Below are 15,918 nucleotides of genomic sequence, written 5' to 3' on the forward strand. Positions count from 1 at the left end.
ACCACGACGGAAAAGGATTGCCGGAGGTTTTTTGTAGATTTAAGAGAGATGTACCAGCCGGATAGTGCTTTTTATACTTATTAAATGTATTGTAAGTATAAAAAGTCTAATTCTTTTGATTGTAATATAATGTAAGAATAGTATTATCAGGTAGCCGCTTTTAATAAGCTTAAAATGAATCGATAAGTATTAAATGGCTAATACTTATGATACGCATAGAAAGTATTTAAAGAATGTTATGAATTTAACTTATTGTATTTTTTGAAATACCAGAAGTATTTACCTAATGAAAAGTAAAAATATATTAACTGCTTGAATATCAATTGTATTTAAACCTGCCTTCGCCTATGAGAATTATTTGCTTACTTTTAACTGTTGTCATTTTTTCGTGTAACCAAAATAAACCCGTGAAACAAGTATATCAATGGCCGGGCGCCACACCGCCCGTAGCAGAGCAGAAAAACCATGAAACCGGAATGCATGGCGACCACCGGAACGATGAATACTACTGGATGGCCGACTTCTTCCGGGAAGGTCCTGATAGCGATAAAGTGGTGGAGTACCTCAAAGCCGAAAACGCGTACACGGATACCATGATGGCCGGTACCGCGAAATTTCAGGAGTCGCTGTTCGCGGAAATGAAGGGACGCATCAAGGAAAAGGACGAGTCGGTGCCGGTGTTCAGCAATGGGTATTGGTATTACACCCGCAGCGAGGAAGGGGAACAGTATTTCAAATATTGCCGCAAAAAGGGGACGCTCGAAGCGAAAGAGGAGATCCTGCTCGACGTCGATAAAATGGCTGAGGGGCATTCGTATTATTCTGCGGCCGGTTTCAATGTTAGTCCGGATAACAAGCTGCTGGCTTACGGCGTGGACACGGTTTCGAGACGGCAGTATACATTGTATGTGAAGAACCTGGAAACCGGCGAGCATTATGCCGACAAAATTTACCCGACGAGCGGCGGTTCGGAATGGGGAAATGATAACAAAACGCTGTTTTACACGGCTACCAATCCGAAAACGCTCCTGAGCGAGAAGATCAAGCGCCATACGCTGGGCGCGGACGCGAAAAAGGACGTCGTGGTGTACAATGAGAAGGACAAGAGTAACTATATAGGCGTAGGCAAAACGAAGTCGGAAAAATACATTGTGATCGCTTCGTCGGCCACGATGTCGTCGGAGTACCTGATCCTCGATGCCGATAAGCCCGAAGGCAAGTTCGAGGTGTTTCAGCCCCGGATGAAGGACGTGCTGTACGATGTGGACCATCAGGGTGATAAGTTCCTGATTGTGACCAATAAAGACGCATTGAATTTCCGGTTGATGGAAACGCCGGTCAACAAAACGGGTGTCGAAAACTGGAAAGAAGTGATCCCGAACCGGGCCGACGTGCTGCTGGAAGGCATCGATGTTTTTAAGGACTATCTCGTCATTACCGAGCGAAAAAACGGACTTTTGCAGCTCAGAATCCGCAATATCAACAGTAATGCCGAACACTACGTCGATTTCGGGGAGCCAGCTTACACGGCTTACGCGGGTTCCAATCCCGAATACAACAGCGCCAACCTCCGCTACATTTACACGTCGCTGACGACGCCGAGCTCGGTGTATGATTATGACATGGACAGCCGGGCGAAGGAACTGAAAAAGCGCCAGGAAGTGGTGGGCGGCTACAATCCGGAAGAATATGTAACGGAACGTTTGTACGCGACCGTGCGCGACGGCGTGAAGGTGCCCATTTCGGTGGTTTATAAAAAGGGAACCCCCAAAAGCGCCGATACGCCGCTGCTGCTGTACGCTTACGGCTCGTACGGCAACAGCATGGACGCCGCATTCAGCAGCACACGCCTGAGCCTGCTCAACCGCGGGTTCATCTATGCGCTCGCACACATACGAGGCGGGCAGGAAATGGGCCGTCAGTGGTACGAGGACGGCAAGATGTTCAAAAAGAAGAACACGTTCAATGATTTTATCGACTGTGCGGAACACCTCATTAAGGAAAACTATACTTCCAAAGCGCATTTGTTCGCGGAAGGCGGTAGCGCCGGCGGCCTCCTCATGGGAGCTATCAGCAACCTGCGCCCCGATCTCTGGCGCGGCATTATCGCCGACGTGCCGTTCGTAGATGTGGTCACGACCATGCTTGACGAAAGCATCCCGTTGACTACCAACGAGTTCGACGAATGGGGTAACCCGAAAAACAAGGACTCGTACGACTATATGAAGTCCTACTCGCCGTACGATAACGTTGAGAAAAAAGCATATCCCAACATGCTCGTAACCACCGGATTGCACGACAGCCAGGTGCAATATTTCGAGCCCGCCAAATGGGTTGCGCGCCTCCGCACGCATAAAACCGATAACAATGTGCTGCTATTGAAAACAAACATGGAAGCCGGCCACGGCGGCGCCTCGGGACGGTTTGACTATCTCAAAGAGATTGCTTTGCAGTTCGCGTTCATGTTCGCGCTGGAAGGGATTAGCGAGTAGGAATGACGCTTTTCTGAATGAATGAATGGCCGAATGATTGACTGATTGAATAAAATATTCGGTCAGTCAATCATTCCCGTTCCACGGCGGGTCATTCAATATTAAACCTATCCGATCGCCTGCTCGATGTCCCCGATGATATCGTCAATGTGCTCGATACCGACGGAAATGCGCAGCTGCGTCGGCAGTACGCCGGCGGAAAGCTGCTCTTCGTCGGATAGCTGCGAGTGGGTGGTCGATGCCGGGTGGATGATCAGGGTTTTGGCGTCGCCTACGTTGGCGAGGTTGCTGATCAGTTTCAGGTTGTCGACCAGGTTCTCTGCGGTTTTCTTGTCGCCTTTCAATGAGAATGATAAAACACCTCCGAAACCGCGCGTAAGGTATTTTTTAGCGAGCTGGTGGTATTTGTTGCCTTCCAGACCGATGTAGTTCACGCTCTCTACTTTCGGATGTTTTTCGAGCCATTGGGCGAGCTTCAACGCATTTTCGGCAATGCGTTCTACGCGTAATGTCAGCGTTTCGAGTCCTTGCAGGAAGAGGAATGAGTTGAAAGGTGAAAGCGCAGGGCCCCAGTCGCGCAGGCCTTCCACACGGGCGCGGATGATGAACTGGATGTTGCCGAATGGCCCGCCAACGCCGAAAACGTCGTTCAGAACGAGGCCGTGGTAACTCGGCGAAGGCTCGGTAAACTGCGGGAATTTGCCGTTGCCCCAGTTGTAGGTACCCGCATCGACGATCACGCCGCCGATCGACGTGCCATGCCCGCCGATCCATTTCGTAGCCGATTGCACCACCACATGCGCGCCGTATTTGATCGGCTGAAAAATCGCCCCTGCCGCACCGAATGTGTTGTCGACGATCAACGGGAGGTCATATTTGTTCGCAAGCGCGGAGAATGCCTCAAAATCGGGCACGGAATAGCTTGGGTTACCGATTGTTTCGAGGTAAATGAATTTCGTCTTATCGTCGATCAGCTTTTCGAAGCTGCTCACATCGTCGCCATCGGCGAAACGGGCTTCTACGCCGATATTTCTGAAAGAATTTTTGAACTGGTTATGCGAACCGCCGTACAGGAACGAAGTGGTCACGAAATTGTCGCCCACGGTGGTGATGTTGTTGATTGCCAGGAACTGCGCCGAATGCCCGGAGCCCGTCGCCAGTGCCGCTACGCCGCCTTCCAATGCCGCCACGCGTTTCTCGAAAACGTCGTTGGTCGGGTTCATGATACGGGAATATATGTTGCCGAACTCCTTCAATGCGAACAGGTTAGCAGCGTGCTCGGCGTTATTGAAAACGTAGGAAGTGGTTTGGTACAAAGGCACAGCCCGCGAATTGGTCACTGGATCGGGCTGCTGGCCGGCGTGGAGCTGCAAGGTTTCAAATTTCATTTGGTTAGAACGTTTAAGGTGGATAAAGCCCAAATGTATCAAACTAAATGATTTTACTCTACAAAACTTATAGTCTTTTGCTTGCCGGATAATAAATTGGATTTTGTAGAGAAGCCGTTTAGCTCCCGATCAGGCCCAGCAGATTCGTGCATTGCGCCCTGAGCTCGTGGAGCGTATGTGCATCCGTGACGCGCCCATTCTCGATCTTTCCCTTGACATTCGGAATGGACAGGGCAGAGGCTTCGTTTTTTTGGGTACCCAGTGCCGTGAGGGTGAGCAGGAGGGACGCCAATGCATTGCTACCGCCGGAATTGAGCGGCGACGCACTGATAACCGACACGGGTTTGTCATTGAATTCTCCCGTGCCGACAGTCCAGTCGAGGGCATTTTTGAGGGTACCCGGCACGCCGAATGCATATTCCGGCGTGCATATCACCACGGCGTCAGCCTGTGCAATGGCAGTCTTGAAACGCGTGACGGCATCGGTGTCCGTGAGCCCGGGACTATCCAGTCGGGGACTATCCAATCCGGGACTATCCAGTCGGGGACTATCCAGTCCGGGACTAAAATGTGGGATTCCGTCCAGGCCTTCGAAAATTTCAAAGGTGATGTCGGGAGGCAACAGGCTTCCCAGGGTTTTTAGGATGATGGTATTGGTGGAGTCGGCACGGAGGCTGCCCGAGATCCCCAGAAGGTGCATGCGTTTCATACCAGACATTACAAAAACAGGGCCGGACAGGTTTCACCGGTTGCCAACTTATTTAGCCATGACATTGTAAAAGTTGTAATCGGTCATGGGTGCGTCGGTGAATCCGAGGTTGCGGCCCATCGTGATGATCTGCCCGCGATGGTAAGTCGTGTGGTTTACGACGTGCATAATATATTCGAAGTTCGGAAAGTTGCTTTGGAACCACTGGCTTTCGACGAGCGTCTCACGCTGGATTTGTTCGGTCGAAAGGCTTTCAATGTATTCCGCAAGCTCCTGAGATTGCGCCATAAGCGCATCAAAGGTCGCTTCAAGGTCTCCGTCGAAATCCTGGCCGGTATAATGGCTGGTCGGATCGATGACCGAGAGCCAGTAGCGCTGTGTTTCAAGTATGTGAATGAGTGTGAGACGAATCGTCGAAAAGCTCGATTTTAACTCAATTTCGAGGATTTCGGCCGGTTTGGTGCGAAGCCAGTTGATCAAAGTGCAGTTGGCCCAATGGTTGTAATCAGCGAAATTTTTCATCGCGTAAGCCAGACTTTTTTCTGCGGTCGGAATTTCAATTATCGTTGACATAGCTTCTTTGTTTAGGTACAATACAAAGAAAAGATAGGGTTGTGACAACCCTGTGTCAGCAGGAAAATCAAAGGCCTAAATTTTCGGTAATTTTTTCGGTGAGGCCCCTGACAATCGTTTTGAGCGCTTCCGGTTCCAGGATCCGGGCTTCCGGTGCCATCATCATATACCACCGCGCAAACCAGTCGAGCGAAGGGCTGAGGAATGTCATTTCAATGCAATCTTCTTTTTCGACCTCGGAAGCGAACCCGTAGTAGCTCCGCTGCTCGCGCATGTAGCGCGCCGCACGCTTGCTCACATGTATGCGCACGAGCCGCATGTTTTCATTCTCCCAGCTGTCGTGCATGAAATCTTTGAGCGACCCATGCTGGTGTACAAACGGCCGGTCGGTAATGTCGCATTGGAGGATGCGGTCGGAGCGAAAATTGCGGTAATCGTTTCGCAGATGGCAGAATGCGATGGTGTACCAATAGTTGTTTTCGTGGTAAACGCCCACCGGCTCGATCACCCTTTCTCCCGGCTGTTCGGCGCTCAGTGCTACGTAGAGGATTTTGGCTATTTTCCGTTCGGAAATGCTTTTAAGCAAAATATCGAGCGTATTGCTGTTGGGCTGGTGAAATGCCCCCGGACGGTGCCGTACCTCGATATGGTTTTCCAGGTTCTCCACCATCGATTTTTCCGTACTTCTCAATACCGCCTTGATCTTGTACATTGCCGATTGATAATGCGACTGTGTCGAAAGATCAGTGAATTTCTCCATTAGTTTTTCGGCGGTAATGAATGTACGCGCCTCTTCCTTCGTAAACATGACGGGAGGCAGGCGGTAGCCGTCCATAATGGAATAGCCCACGCCTGCCTCGCCGATAATGGGTACGCCTGCTTCCGCAAGTGAATTAATGTCGCGGTACACCGTCCTCAAACTGATCTCGAAACGTTCCGCCAGGTCCTGTGCCTTGACAATTTTGCGGGATTGAAGCTGGATCAGGATAGCTGTAATGCGGTCGAAACGGTTCATGGGTGTCGGTGAAGGAATGTCCGGCACAAATTAAGGTTAAAGAACCGGTTCTCTCAAATTAAATGCCCCGGAAATGAGTTCGAACGATTTGACACGGTTCCCGAAGGTGTCGGCCATGGTCGAGATCATCACCTCGTCGGCTTCGAATTCCGTCGCCAGGCGGGTCAGTTGCTCTTTCACCGAGTCCGGCGTACCCGAAACGATGCGCCCGCTGTTGTACCGGATGCGTTCCAGCTCGCCGGAATTGAACTGGTATTTCCGCACGGTTTCCGGGTCAGGAAACGGCCCGAATTTACCGCGCTCGAATTCTACGAGCACATAATCCATCATTTTGCGCATTAATGCCGCTTCTTCCTCGGTTTCGGCACATAGTGTGAATGCAGCAATGATCACCTTCGGCTTTTCCAGCTGGTCCGATGGACGGAAATGGCGTTTATATTCTTCCACCACATCCGGCTTCACAAAGCCGTTGATGAATTTCGCCACGGCCAGGCCCATGCCGAAGCGGGCGGCGATCTTGCTGCTGCCCCCGCTGGAACTCAGTATCCATTGCTCGGGGATCGTTTGCGATTGCGGCGTGGCATAAATAAAACCGCGCTCCGTGCCGGCCGTATCGCGGAAAAAATGCTGCAAATGTTCGAGCTGGCGGAGATAGCTGCTTTCACTGAAATCATTGGACGGGTTCAGCAGCGAAGAGGTAACGCGGTCGGTGCCGGGTGCGCGGCCCATGCCGAGGTCGATGCGGCCGGGATACAGCGTTTCGAGCATTCGGAAATTTTCAGCCACCTTCAATGCGCTGTGATTAGGTAGCATGATACCGCCTGAACCCACGCGGATATGGCTCGTTACACCGGCCAGTTTGACCATCAGGACTTCCGGCGCAGAGCCTGCGATAAACGTTGAATTATGATGTTCGGAAACCCAGAAACGGCTGTAACCGAGCTCTTCGGCGAGTTTTGCCGTGGTAATGGTTTCCTGAATGGCCTCCCGCACATCCGATCCGTGCCGGACGACGGATTGGTCGAGAATACCCAGTTTGAAATGCTTCATAAGATCAAGAGTGATTTGAAGCATAACACGGCATACCTGGTTTCTATTCACGCCAGGGCATCAAATGGCCTTTCCCGGGGGATAGTAACGTTCAGGCGACGGGTAGGGGAGGTCAGGGAACGCGGTCCCAGTAGGTACTCCGGCCTAACAGCGGGATGCCTACATAGCTGCGGACTTCCATCTTCTCCTTGCGAAGCCGGATCAGGCAATTGTACGTCTTCCCGCTCTTGGGGTCATACATTTTTCCATCGTCCCAGATATCTTCGCTAAAGACGAAGTTGTTTAGCAGGTTGGCGTGAAGAAGGTTGCGGCCCCGCAGCTTCTCGTTGGAGTTACGCGCGTCTTTGCGTGAGGTTTTTCCGTCAGCTTCGAAAAGGTCTTCGGCCCACACCAAGCGACCGAAATACTCCTCCCCGTTTTTGTAAATTTCGATGCGGGTGTCTTTCTCTTCATTCACCCACTCGCCGACGATCCTGTCCGCCACGATAATCTGCGATTCGGCGGGCAGGAAGTTTACGAAAAAAAATATAGTAAAAAGTATTTTTAACATTCTGATAACTGGCTTCGGGTTAGACTGTCAGATTTTGAAGCCCTTAAAAATGTGCAATTTAAATTTGTCTAAAACTTTACTCTGTTAACCATTGCAAATATCGAATCGCCAAATTTGGCTCTAATTCGCTTGTTTTTAACGACGGTCTTTTATCTAACAATGATAGATTTCGTATTTAACACTGTTAATCGCTCTCCCCGCTTGCCCATCACCAGTTAAAATCCTATCTTAATCGATTGTTGGTGTGACAATATACGACTGTTATTGAAATTACAAAAACAGAACTTTTCCAAGAACGCATATCGGAAAGGATTGCGCTGTCCCGCGGACGTTATCGCGGAACCTTTTGTGCGGTATTTTTATAGCAAAATGTGTTCCGGGCCCCTTCCATTACGGCGTAGTATTTAATGGGTTACATTTTTCTTTCTGTTCCGTGTAGAATTTGATCGGCTGGAATTGTTTTTTATAGAATTAGTTGTCTTTTTTAATCGTTTTTTTGAGCATTCCAGATAAATAGCTGCATCATGAGTATCATCAAAGCACCCGTTCCCGATAATGAAATGGAGCGTCTGCTGAGCCTTTCGGAACTGGATATTGATTATTCCGACCATCAGGTCACTTTTCAGGACCTCGCCAAGCTGGCCGCGAAGGTCACCGGGACAAGGATTTCCCTCGTTAACCTGATCGATTCGCTTACGCAATGGACGATTTCGAACTACGGGTTCGACATCGACCAGATGCTGCGCGAAGATTCCGTTTGCCAGTACACCATCATGGAAACGGACCATTTTGAAGTAGGCGACCTCAGCCTCGACGAACGTTTCAAGGATAAAGGGTACGTTAAAGGGGAACCCCGCGTGAAATATTACTATGGAATCCCACTCAAAACGAGCGATGGCCTGCAGATAGGTGCATTGTGCGTGCTTGATCAGGAATGTAAAACGCTGGAACCCGAGAAGATCGAACTACTGAAAATCATTGCGAACGAAATCGTCTCGCGATTGAAAACGCATAAAGTGCTCGAAAACCTGAAAAGAAAGCTGCTGGAAGCGCGCCAGACCCAGAAGAAGGTTGCGCATGACATACGCGGGCCGTTGGGCGGCATCGTTGGCCTCGCACAGATCATCCGTGATCAGGGAGAGGACAATCGCATGGACGAAGTGCTTGAATTCATCAACCTCATCCACAAAAGCGGCAATTCCATCCTCGATCTGGCTGAGGAGATCCTCGAATCACACAACGATTCTCCCAAAACCCCGGATTCGCAGAAGGTGTGGATCGCGCAGGGCTTCACACTGACCATTTTCAAGGATAAAATAGAGAAGCTTTACGGGCCTCAGGCGAAGCACAAGGACATTCGTTTCGAGGTGCATACCAGCCCATTGACCGAGAATATTCATTTTTCCAAAAGCAAACTCCTGCAAATCACAGGTAACCTCATTTCCAACGCCATGAAATTTACGCCGCCGGGAGGCGCGGTGACGGTGGACCTGCATTTGCTGATCGACCCGGCCCGGCCTGTGCTGCACATTTCGGTGCGGGATACCGGCATTGGCATTGGTGACGAGAGTATTCAGGCCATATTGCTGGGTAATGCCTCGTCCACGGACGGTACGGGCGGGGAGCAGGGCTTCGGGTTCGGGCTGGCGCTGGTGAAGCATCTGGTGGACAGCCTTGCCGGGCGGATCAACATCACTTCCGAGCCGGGCATCGGGACCAATTTCGAAGTGTACCTGCCGCAGAACATTTATTAGCGGATTTTGCATTGTTGCCGATCAGTCGCCAATTTTGTCCCGTGTTTTACCTGGAAAAAAAGTTTTGAAACTATATAAAGGACTCGTTGCGGCCACGGCTGAGGCATTGCAGGATATTTTTGTCAAAAACCGTCAGGCCGACCGCGTGGTGGAGCAGCTCCTCAAATCCAATAAAAAGTGGGGCGCGCGCGACCGTGCGTTCATCGCGGAAAACGTGTATGAGCTCGTGCGCTGGTGGCGGCTGGTGAAATATGCCGCCCAGGTAGAAAAAGCCTCGGAAACAGCGGATTTCTGGCGGCTGGCGGGTGTGTGGCAACTGATCAAGCCTGTGCATCTGGCTGGTGCCGAAGTATTGGAAACGCTCCCCGAATGGGCGGAATTTGAAGGCATCGATCCCCATACCGTAGAAGCGCGTTACCGGGAAGGCCTGCAAACCCGCAAACTAGCGCAATCTGTCCCCGACTGGATCGACGAGGCCGGTGTGCGGGAACTTGGCGGCAAATGGGACGCCGAAATGGCGGCGCTCAACCGGACCGCGCCTTTGGTAGTGCGTGTCAATACATTGAAAGCCCATGTACAAGCGCTGCGGGAACAGCTTAGTGCGGACCTGACGGAAACGGTTCCCGGTGTGCCGGATGCGCTGATCGTCAAGAAGCGGATCAATGTGGCAGGGCTGGATAGCTTTAAAAACGGCCTTTTCGAGGTGCAGGATGCGGGCTCACAGTTGATAGCGCCATTTCTGGACGTTCAGCCAGGCATGTCGGTGATCGACGCGTGTGCCGGTGCGGGCGGAAAAAGCCTGCATTTGGCTGCATTGCTGCAAAATACCGGCTCGATCCTGTCGATGGACATCGAACACCACAAGTTGCAGGAGCTGGAACGGCGGGCAGCGCGGAACGGCGTTAAGAACTTGACTACCATGCTGATCAGTTCGGACAAGATCATCGAAAACCTCGCGGAAACGACCGACCGCCTGCTGCTCGACGTCCCCTGCTCGGGCCTGGGCGTGCTGCGAAGAAACCCGGATAGCAAATGGAAGCTCAAACCCGAATTTCTCGATAAGATCCGCAAAGTACAGGCGCACATCCTTGAAAACTATTCGAAAATGGTTAAGAAGGGCGGAAAAATGGTGTACGCCACGTGCAGTGTGCTGCCGTCCGAATCCGAAGACCAGGTGCAAGCATTTGCCAGGCGTCACAAAGCCGATTGGAAACTCGTTTCCGAACATCGCACGTCACCCGCGCGCGACGGTTTCGACGGCTTCTACATGGCGCTCCTCGAACGGAAATAGCATTACTGCGCCTCCACGAGCCTCTTGATTTCGATCAGGATGGGGTTCCAGCCTTCGCCATTGTTATACGAATCCTGGTACCGGCGTTCGCCGTCGGCCACGGTACTGTAATCGCCTTGTGTGACTTTTAACAATGTTTGATCGCCTTGCGGAATAAGGTCGTACGTCACTTGAAGATAGTTTTCCGACACGTCGTCGATGTTGGAGTGCGGATCGATCGTCGTGTAGCGCAGGAGTTTCCCCGGCTCTATTTCCACTACTTCGCCTTTAACCCAGATAATATCCTTCCCTTCGTGCTGCCCTTTCCATAGCAGCTCGCTACCCACATTCCAGTCGGATACAGTTTCACAGCCAAACATATACTGTTTCGTCAATTCAGGTTTTACAAGCGCATCCCACACACGGGTGGCGGGAGCGTCAATGGTGATTTCGTTTTGGATGATTAGTGACATTTGGTTTGCTGGTTTGGTGGACGATGTTCTTTGACGGCAGTCGGCGGTCAGCGCGCACGACAATATTACACCCTCCTCCGCCGTCCCCGATTGCGTTTTACGGATTATTTCTAATGGAAAAAGGAGTGACACCGAATTTCTTTTTGAATGCATTGTTGAAATGCTGGGGCGTGGCGTAGCCTAACTGCGTCGATATTTCGGCGGCAGTTTGCTGTGTATCAAGTAGGTATTGTTTCGCGACGTGGAGGCGCTGGTCGGTGAGATAGCCGAAAATGGTATTGTTAAATGTCTCTTTAAAACCTTTTTTCAGCTTGAACTCGTTCATCCCCACATGATGCGCGATCTCCGACAGGTTGGGCGGGCAATGCACGCGTTCGTTGATCAGGTCTCGGACGGCGATGATCTTCTCCTTATCGGTTTTGGTTTTGATGAACGGGTCGGTTTTCCGCTCCGAAGCCTCGCAGGCGTCCGCGCACAACACGAGGAGCTCGATGCTTTTGGAGAGCAGAAAGAGCTTTTTGAGGCTGTCGGCGTATTTACAATGGATAATTTGCTGGATTACCTGCTGAATGGGCGAGTTGATCGTGCCCCAGCTGTCGGTGAGCATGCAACTTTTGCCGAGGATAATGGCCTCCGAAAAGCGTTTCAGCCGGTCGCTGGCAGTTTGGGTAAATTGAATGAAAACATCTTTTGGAAACTGAATGCCAAATGTCTCGATTTCCAGGGTTTTGGCCTGTACCGTCATTTCAAACTCGCTGGAATACATGATGTTATGATGGCCGCCCACGAGATCGAACGTCTTTCCGAGCTGGTTATAGGTGAACATATAGTCGCCTTTCAACCCGAAATGCATGCGTACCACATCCTTATTAGCGCTTTTGGAATGGAAACCCGACAATTCGGTAAAGCGTGATACGGCATGCCCAAGTAAAATGCCGTCGCATTGCCAGGTAATGCCGGCCATGTGACCCTGATCGAATTGCCGGGTTTGCCTTTCTTCCATATGCGGTTATTTTTTGCGCTCGGCGAGCCAGAGGATCGCATTCACCAGGAATCGGTTCTGCGCCTCGTTGTCAAAGGTAAAAGATAATTCCTTGTTCGTTTTGCCTTCGTAATCGATATCGTTATGGCCCATGTTCATATACAGCATTTTGTACTTTTTGTTCGTCCACGCTACCGGATAATAGCCGCTATGCCATATTTCGTGCTGTTTTGGCCCTGTGCCGAGCGGGAAGCTCGACGGATCGATCGATAGTAATATCTGAATATCGGGATTTTGGGTCAAATCCTTTTCCCATCGGTACCATTCGTTCGGGGAGGCTTTGAAGGTGCTTCCCAAACCTTTGAGCGCCGGGCTTTTCGGTGCTTCCACCTTCAAAACGGCAGAAGTAGGGCGCCAGGTGTTGCTTTTATACTGGCCCGAACCGAGGAACTGGTCGTGGTACCAATCCCAGTTTTGCGGGTATGCGGAGGGCGTCAATGCGAATGCCGCGAAATGAAAGCCGATCCAGCCGCCACCGTTCTCCATATACTTTTGAAATGCGGCCCGCTGCCCGGGCTTTTCCGGGCGCGTGTCGAGGAAGAGCACGACCTGGTATTTCGATAGGAATTCCGCATTGAGATTGTCCCAATTACTCGTCGAATCATAGGTAAAACCGTTTTTCTCGCCTAATTCGGGCAAGCGTTTATGTGCTTCACCTACGAAACTGATGTGGGCGCGGTCGTTTTTGCCTGTAAAAAAGGCCACGACTTTGAACCTGGGTTTTTGCTGGGCCAGGGCAGTATTGACAAAAAACAACATGCCCGAAAGCAACGCCGCGAACATCGCGGACCGTCCGAAAAAGTACTTCATTTTGATAAGGGGTTAGGTATGAGGTTAAATAAACGGCCAAATATAAACGGTAAATGGCTTCGGGATAATTTTAGTTTTTAAAACTGGGAATATCCGTTTTATTTGCCGCTTCCAATGTCGTTAGCAAGTATGAATTACACCCTTATCGCCCAGCAGGCCGGCGTTAGCGAGAAGCAGGCCAGAAATACCATCGCACTGTTTGAGGAAGGTGCCACGGTTCCTTTTATTTCCCGCTACCGCAAGGAAGCGACCGGCGGTCTCGACGAGGTCCAGATCGGCAGCGTCAAGGAAGCCTGGCAGAAACAGCAGGAGGTGGAAAAGCGCCGCGAGGCCATTTTGAAAAGCATTGAAGAGCAGGGAAAACTGACGCCGGAGCTGAAAAAGAAGATCGAAAGCGTGTTTTCTATGACTGAGCTGGAAGACCTTTATCTTCCCTATAAACAGAAAAGAAAAACCCGCGCGACCATCGCCATTGAAAAAGGGCTGGAACCGCTTGCAAAGCTGATTTTCGAGGGAAAAGAGCGCGATCCGGAAGGCAAAGCGGCAGGTTTCCTGAACGATCAGGTCGCCAGTGCCGGCGATGCGCTGCAAGGTGCCCGGGACATTATCGCCGAATGGATCAACGAAAACCAGGAGGCGCGGACCAAAGTCCGCTATACTTTCCAGAAGGGCGCCATTATCACGTCAAAGGTGAAGAAGAAAAAAGAGGAAGAAGGCGCCAAATACCGCGATTACTTCGAGTTTTCGGAGCCTTTGGCCAAGATTCCCTCGCACAGGCTGCTCGCATTACGGCGCGGGGAGGAAGAAGGCATTCTGAGCGTCGATATTTCGCCCGACGAGGACACGGCACTGGAAGCGTTGGACCGGCTGTTTATGTTCGGTACCGAGGCTTGCAAGGACCAGCTCGAAATCGCCATTGCCGACAGCTACAAAAGGCTGCTGAAACCTTCCATTGAAACCGAATTTTCAAATTTATCCAAAGAAAAGGCCGACGTCGCCGCTATCCAGGTTTTTACCGAAAACCTTCGCCAGCTGCTGCTCGCTTCGCCGCTGGGGCAGAAGACTGTGCTGGCGATAGATCCGGGGTATCGAACGGGGTGTAAAGTGGTGGTGCTCGATGTGCAGGGCAACCTCGTAGCCGACCACGTCATTTATCCATTCGACAAGCCCGCAGACGCCGGTGCACGGGTGAACGAGCTCATCCGCAAATTCAAAATCGAGGCGATCGCCGTCGGTAACGGTACGGCCGGGCGCGAGACGGAGGATTTCGTGAAGAAGCTGCTCGACGCTTCCGGGCAGGCGGCGGAGATCGGTTTATTCATGGTGAGCGAGCAGGGCGCTTCCATTTACTCGGCGTCGGAAGTCGCCCGCGAAGAATTCCCCGACAAGGATGTAACCGTCCGCGGTTCGGTATCGATCGGCCGGCGGCTGATGGACCCGCTGGCCGAGCTGGTAAAAATTGATCCTAAATCAATCGGCGTGGGGCAGTACCAGCACGACGTGGACCAGAATTCATTGCGAAATGCTTTGGATGTAGTCGTGGAAAGCTGCGTGAATTCCGTAGGCGTAAATCTCAACACGTCCAGCAAGCATTTATTACGCTATGTTTCGGGGCTTGGACCGGCATTGGCGCAGAATATCGTGGATTTTCGTGCTAAAAACGGAAACTTTAAATCACGGCAGCAATTATTGAAAGTTCCACGCCTCGGAGCGAAGGCATTCGAGCAGGCAGCGGGGTTTTTACGCATTGAAAATGGTGCTAATCCATTGGATAACAGCGCAGTACATCCTGAAAGGTACGATCTTGTAGAGAAGATGGCGAAAGATACTGGCACTACCGTCAAGGATTTAATGCAAAAATCGGAACTGCGTCGTCAGATCAAGATCGAGCGCTATGTGTCGGAAGCGGTGGGGCTGCCCACTTTGCGAGACATTTTGGCAGAGCTCGAAAAACCGTCGCGCGACCCGCGTGCGGAAATCAAAAAGTTCGAGTTCGATAGTTCGGTGCGCAAGCCGGAAGATTTAAAGGTAGGCATGATCCTGCCGGGTATCGTTACCAACATTACGGCGTTCGGCGCGTTCGTGGATGTCGGTGTAAAGCAGGACGGCCTGGTGCACGTCTCGCAGATGGCCGACAAGTTTATCAAGGATCCGAACGAAGTTGTGAAGCTCCAACAGCACGTGACGGTGAAAGTTACCGAGGTAGACCTCGCCCGGAAGCGGATTGCATTGTCGATGAAGTTGTAGATTTTATAACTCCCTAAAAAAACAGCCCCCGCCGGTGCCATACCGGCGGGGGCTGTTTCTGGCAATGCAATCAAAGCACGTGCAGCCGTTCTTCCTCCACAACCTTTTTCAGTTCGTGCAGCACGTTCATCCAGTTTCCTTCCGCCTTCACGACGGCTTCGTCGTCTTCGAGGTTGTCCTGCGTCACCACGAGCGTGGTATGCTCATGGTAATCCGACAAATGGAATGTCACATGCGTATAATTATCCTCAAAATCCTCGGTACCGGACAACGGGCTCCAGAATGAGTAGCTGAGCTCGCGCTCGGGCGTAATGCGCAGGATCTCGCCCTTATCTACATAATGCTGGCCCTGCCATTCACCTTCGAACGTAATTGGGCTGCCGATCGTGAAATCCGAGCGCATTTCCGTACCGTGGAAGTATTTTTTGACGAGTTCAGGTTCTACCAATGCCTTCCACACCGCAGAAGGGCTTGCATGGATAGAAATGGTTGTGGTTGCAAGCTGTTTTCTGTTCATGTTATTCGGAGTTAAGTACTGTGATGAA

Annotated in this window: 14 protein-coding genes; 4 read left to right on the forward strand and 10 right to left on the reverse strand. The window is 51.3% G+C overall.

What is annotated here, in order from left to right; all coding sequences use genetic code 11:
- The first annotated feature begins 347 nt into the window (after positions 1 to 347).
- Complete coding sequence (locus tag H144_RS0117695) at positions 348 to 2,492, forward strand: S9 family peptidase (RefSeq protein WP_051100123.1); 2,145 nt, start codon at positions 348 to 350, stop codon at positions 2,490 to 2,492.
- 107 nt (positions 2,493 to 2,599) lie between these two features.
- Here the strand turns inward: H144_RS0117695 and H144_RS0117700 are convergent, their stop codons facing one another.
- The 6 genes from H144_RS0117700 to H144_RS0117725 all read right to left on the reverse strand — a co-directional run bounded on the left by H144_RS0117700 (position 2,600) and on the right by H144_RS0117725 (position 7,777).
- A complete protein-coding gene (locus H144_RS0117700; protein ID WP_019943434.1) occupies positions 2,600 to 3,880 on the reverse strand; it encodes an O-acetylhomoserine aminocarboxypropyltransferase/cysteine synthase family protein in 1,281 nt (426 codons plus the stop codon).
- A gap of 118 nt (positions 3,881 to 3,998) precedes the next feature.
- A complete protein-coding gene (locus tag H144_RS0117705) occupies positions 3,999 to 4,589 on the reverse strand; it encodes an NADPH-dependent FMN reductase (RefSeq protein ID WP_019943435.1) in 591 nt (196 codons plus the stop codon).
- 48 nt (positions 4,590 to 4,637) lie between these two features.
- Positions 4,638 to 5,162 carry a DinB family protein gene (locus H144_RS0117710; protein WP_019943436.1) on the reverse strand — a complete coding sequence of 175 codons (525 nt, stop codon included), beginning with the start codon at positions 5,160 to 5,162 and terminating at the stop codon, positions 4,638 to 4,640.
- A gap of 67 nt (positions 5,163 to 5,229) precedes the next feature.
- Positions 5,230 to 6,177, reverse strand: coding sequence for a helix-turn-helix transcriptional regulator (locus tag H144_RS0117715; RefSeq protein ID WP_019943437.1), 948 nt, complete (start codon positions 6,175 to 6,177; stop codon positions 5,230 to 5,232).
- A gap of 36 nt (positions 6,178 to 6,213) precedes the next feature.
- On the reverse strand, positions 6,214 to 7,227 hold the full coding sequence (locus H144_RS0117720; protein WP_019943438.1) for an LLM class flavin-dependent oxidoreductase: 1,014 nt from the start codon (positions 7,225 to 7,227) through the stop codon (positions 6,214 to 6,216).
- A gap of 112 nt (positions 7,228 to 7,339) precedes the next feature.
- On the reverse strand, positions 7,340 to 7,777 hold the full coding sequence (locus tag H144_RS0117725; protein WP_019943439.1) for a DUF2147 domain-containing protein: 438 nt from the start codon (positions 7,775 to 7,777) through the stop codon (positions 7,340 to 7,342).
- 524 nt (positions 7,778 to 8,301) lie between these two features.
- Here H144_RS0117725 and H144_RS0117730 point away from each other — a divergent pair.
- Both H144_RS0117730 and H144_RS0117735 read left to right on the forward strand, forming a co-directional pair.
- Positions 8,302 to 9,531, forward strand: a complete 1,230-nt coding sequence (locus H144_RS0117730) for a GAF domain-containing sensor histidine kinase (protein ID WP_019943440.1) — start codon at positions 8,302 to 8,304, stop codon at positions 9,529 to 9,531.
- 64 nt (positions 9,532 to 9,595) lie between these two features.
- Complete coding sequence (locus H144_RS0117735) at positions 9,596 to 10,822, forward strand: RsmB/NOP family class I SAM-dependent RNA methyltransferase (RefSeq protein ID WP_019943441.1); 1,227 nt, start codon at positions 9,596 to 9,598, stop codon at positions 10,820 to 10,822.
- Between the two features lie 2 nt (positions 10,823 to 10,824).
- Here the strand turns inward: H144_RS0117735 and H144_RS0117740 are convergent, their stop codons facing one another.
- From H144_RS0117740 to H144_RS0117750, 3 genes are all read right to left on the reverse strand, one after another.
- Entirely contained in the window at positions 10,825 to 11,274 is a 450-nt protein-coding gene (locus H144_RS0117740; RefSeq protein WP_019943442.1) for an SRPBCC domain-containing protein, read from the reverse strand.
- 97 nt (positions 11,275 to 11,371) lie between these two features.
- Positions 11,372 to 12,277 carry a helix-turn-helix transcriptional regulator gene (locus H144_RS33360; protein WP_084599976.1) on the reverse strand — a complete coding sequence of 302 codons (906 nt, stop codon included), beginning with the start codon at positions 12,275 to 12,277 and terminating at the stop codon, positions 11,372 to 11,374.
- A gap of 6 nt (positions 12,278 to 12,283) precedes the next feature.
- Complete coding sequence (locus H144_RS0117750; RefSeq protein WP_019943444.1) at positions 12,284 to 13,126, reverse strand: ThuA domain-containing protein; 843 nt, start codon at positions 13,124 to 13,126, stop codon at positions 12,284 to 12,286.
- 129 nt (positions 13,127 to 13,255) lie between these two features.
- On the opposite strand from H144_RS0117750, the gene H144_RS0117755 reads away from it, so the two are divergent.
- Positions 13,256 to 15,373, forward strand: a complete 2,118-nt coding sequence (locus H144_RS0117755; protein ID WP_019943445.1) for a Tex family protein — start codon at positions 13,256 to 13,258, stop codon at positions 15,371 to 15,373.
- 70 nt (positions 15,374 to 15,443) lie between these two features.
- On the opposite strand, the gene H144_RS0117760 is transcribed toward H144_RS0117755, so the two are convergent.
- Positions 15,444 to 15,890: an SRPBCC domain-containing protein gene (locus tag H144_RS0117760; protein WP_019943446.1), complete on the reverse strand. Its 447-nt coding sequence runs from the start codon at positions 15,888 to 15,890 to the stop codon at positions 15,444 to 15,446.
- Between the last annotated feature and the right edge of the window lie 28 nt (positions 15,891 to 15,918).

It is taken from the genome of Dyadobacter beijingensis DSM 21582 (assembly GCF_000382205.1).
GTDB classification, from domain to species: Bacteria; Bacteroidota; Bacteroidia; order Cytophagales; family Spirosomataceae; genus Dyadobacter; species Dyadobacter beijingensis.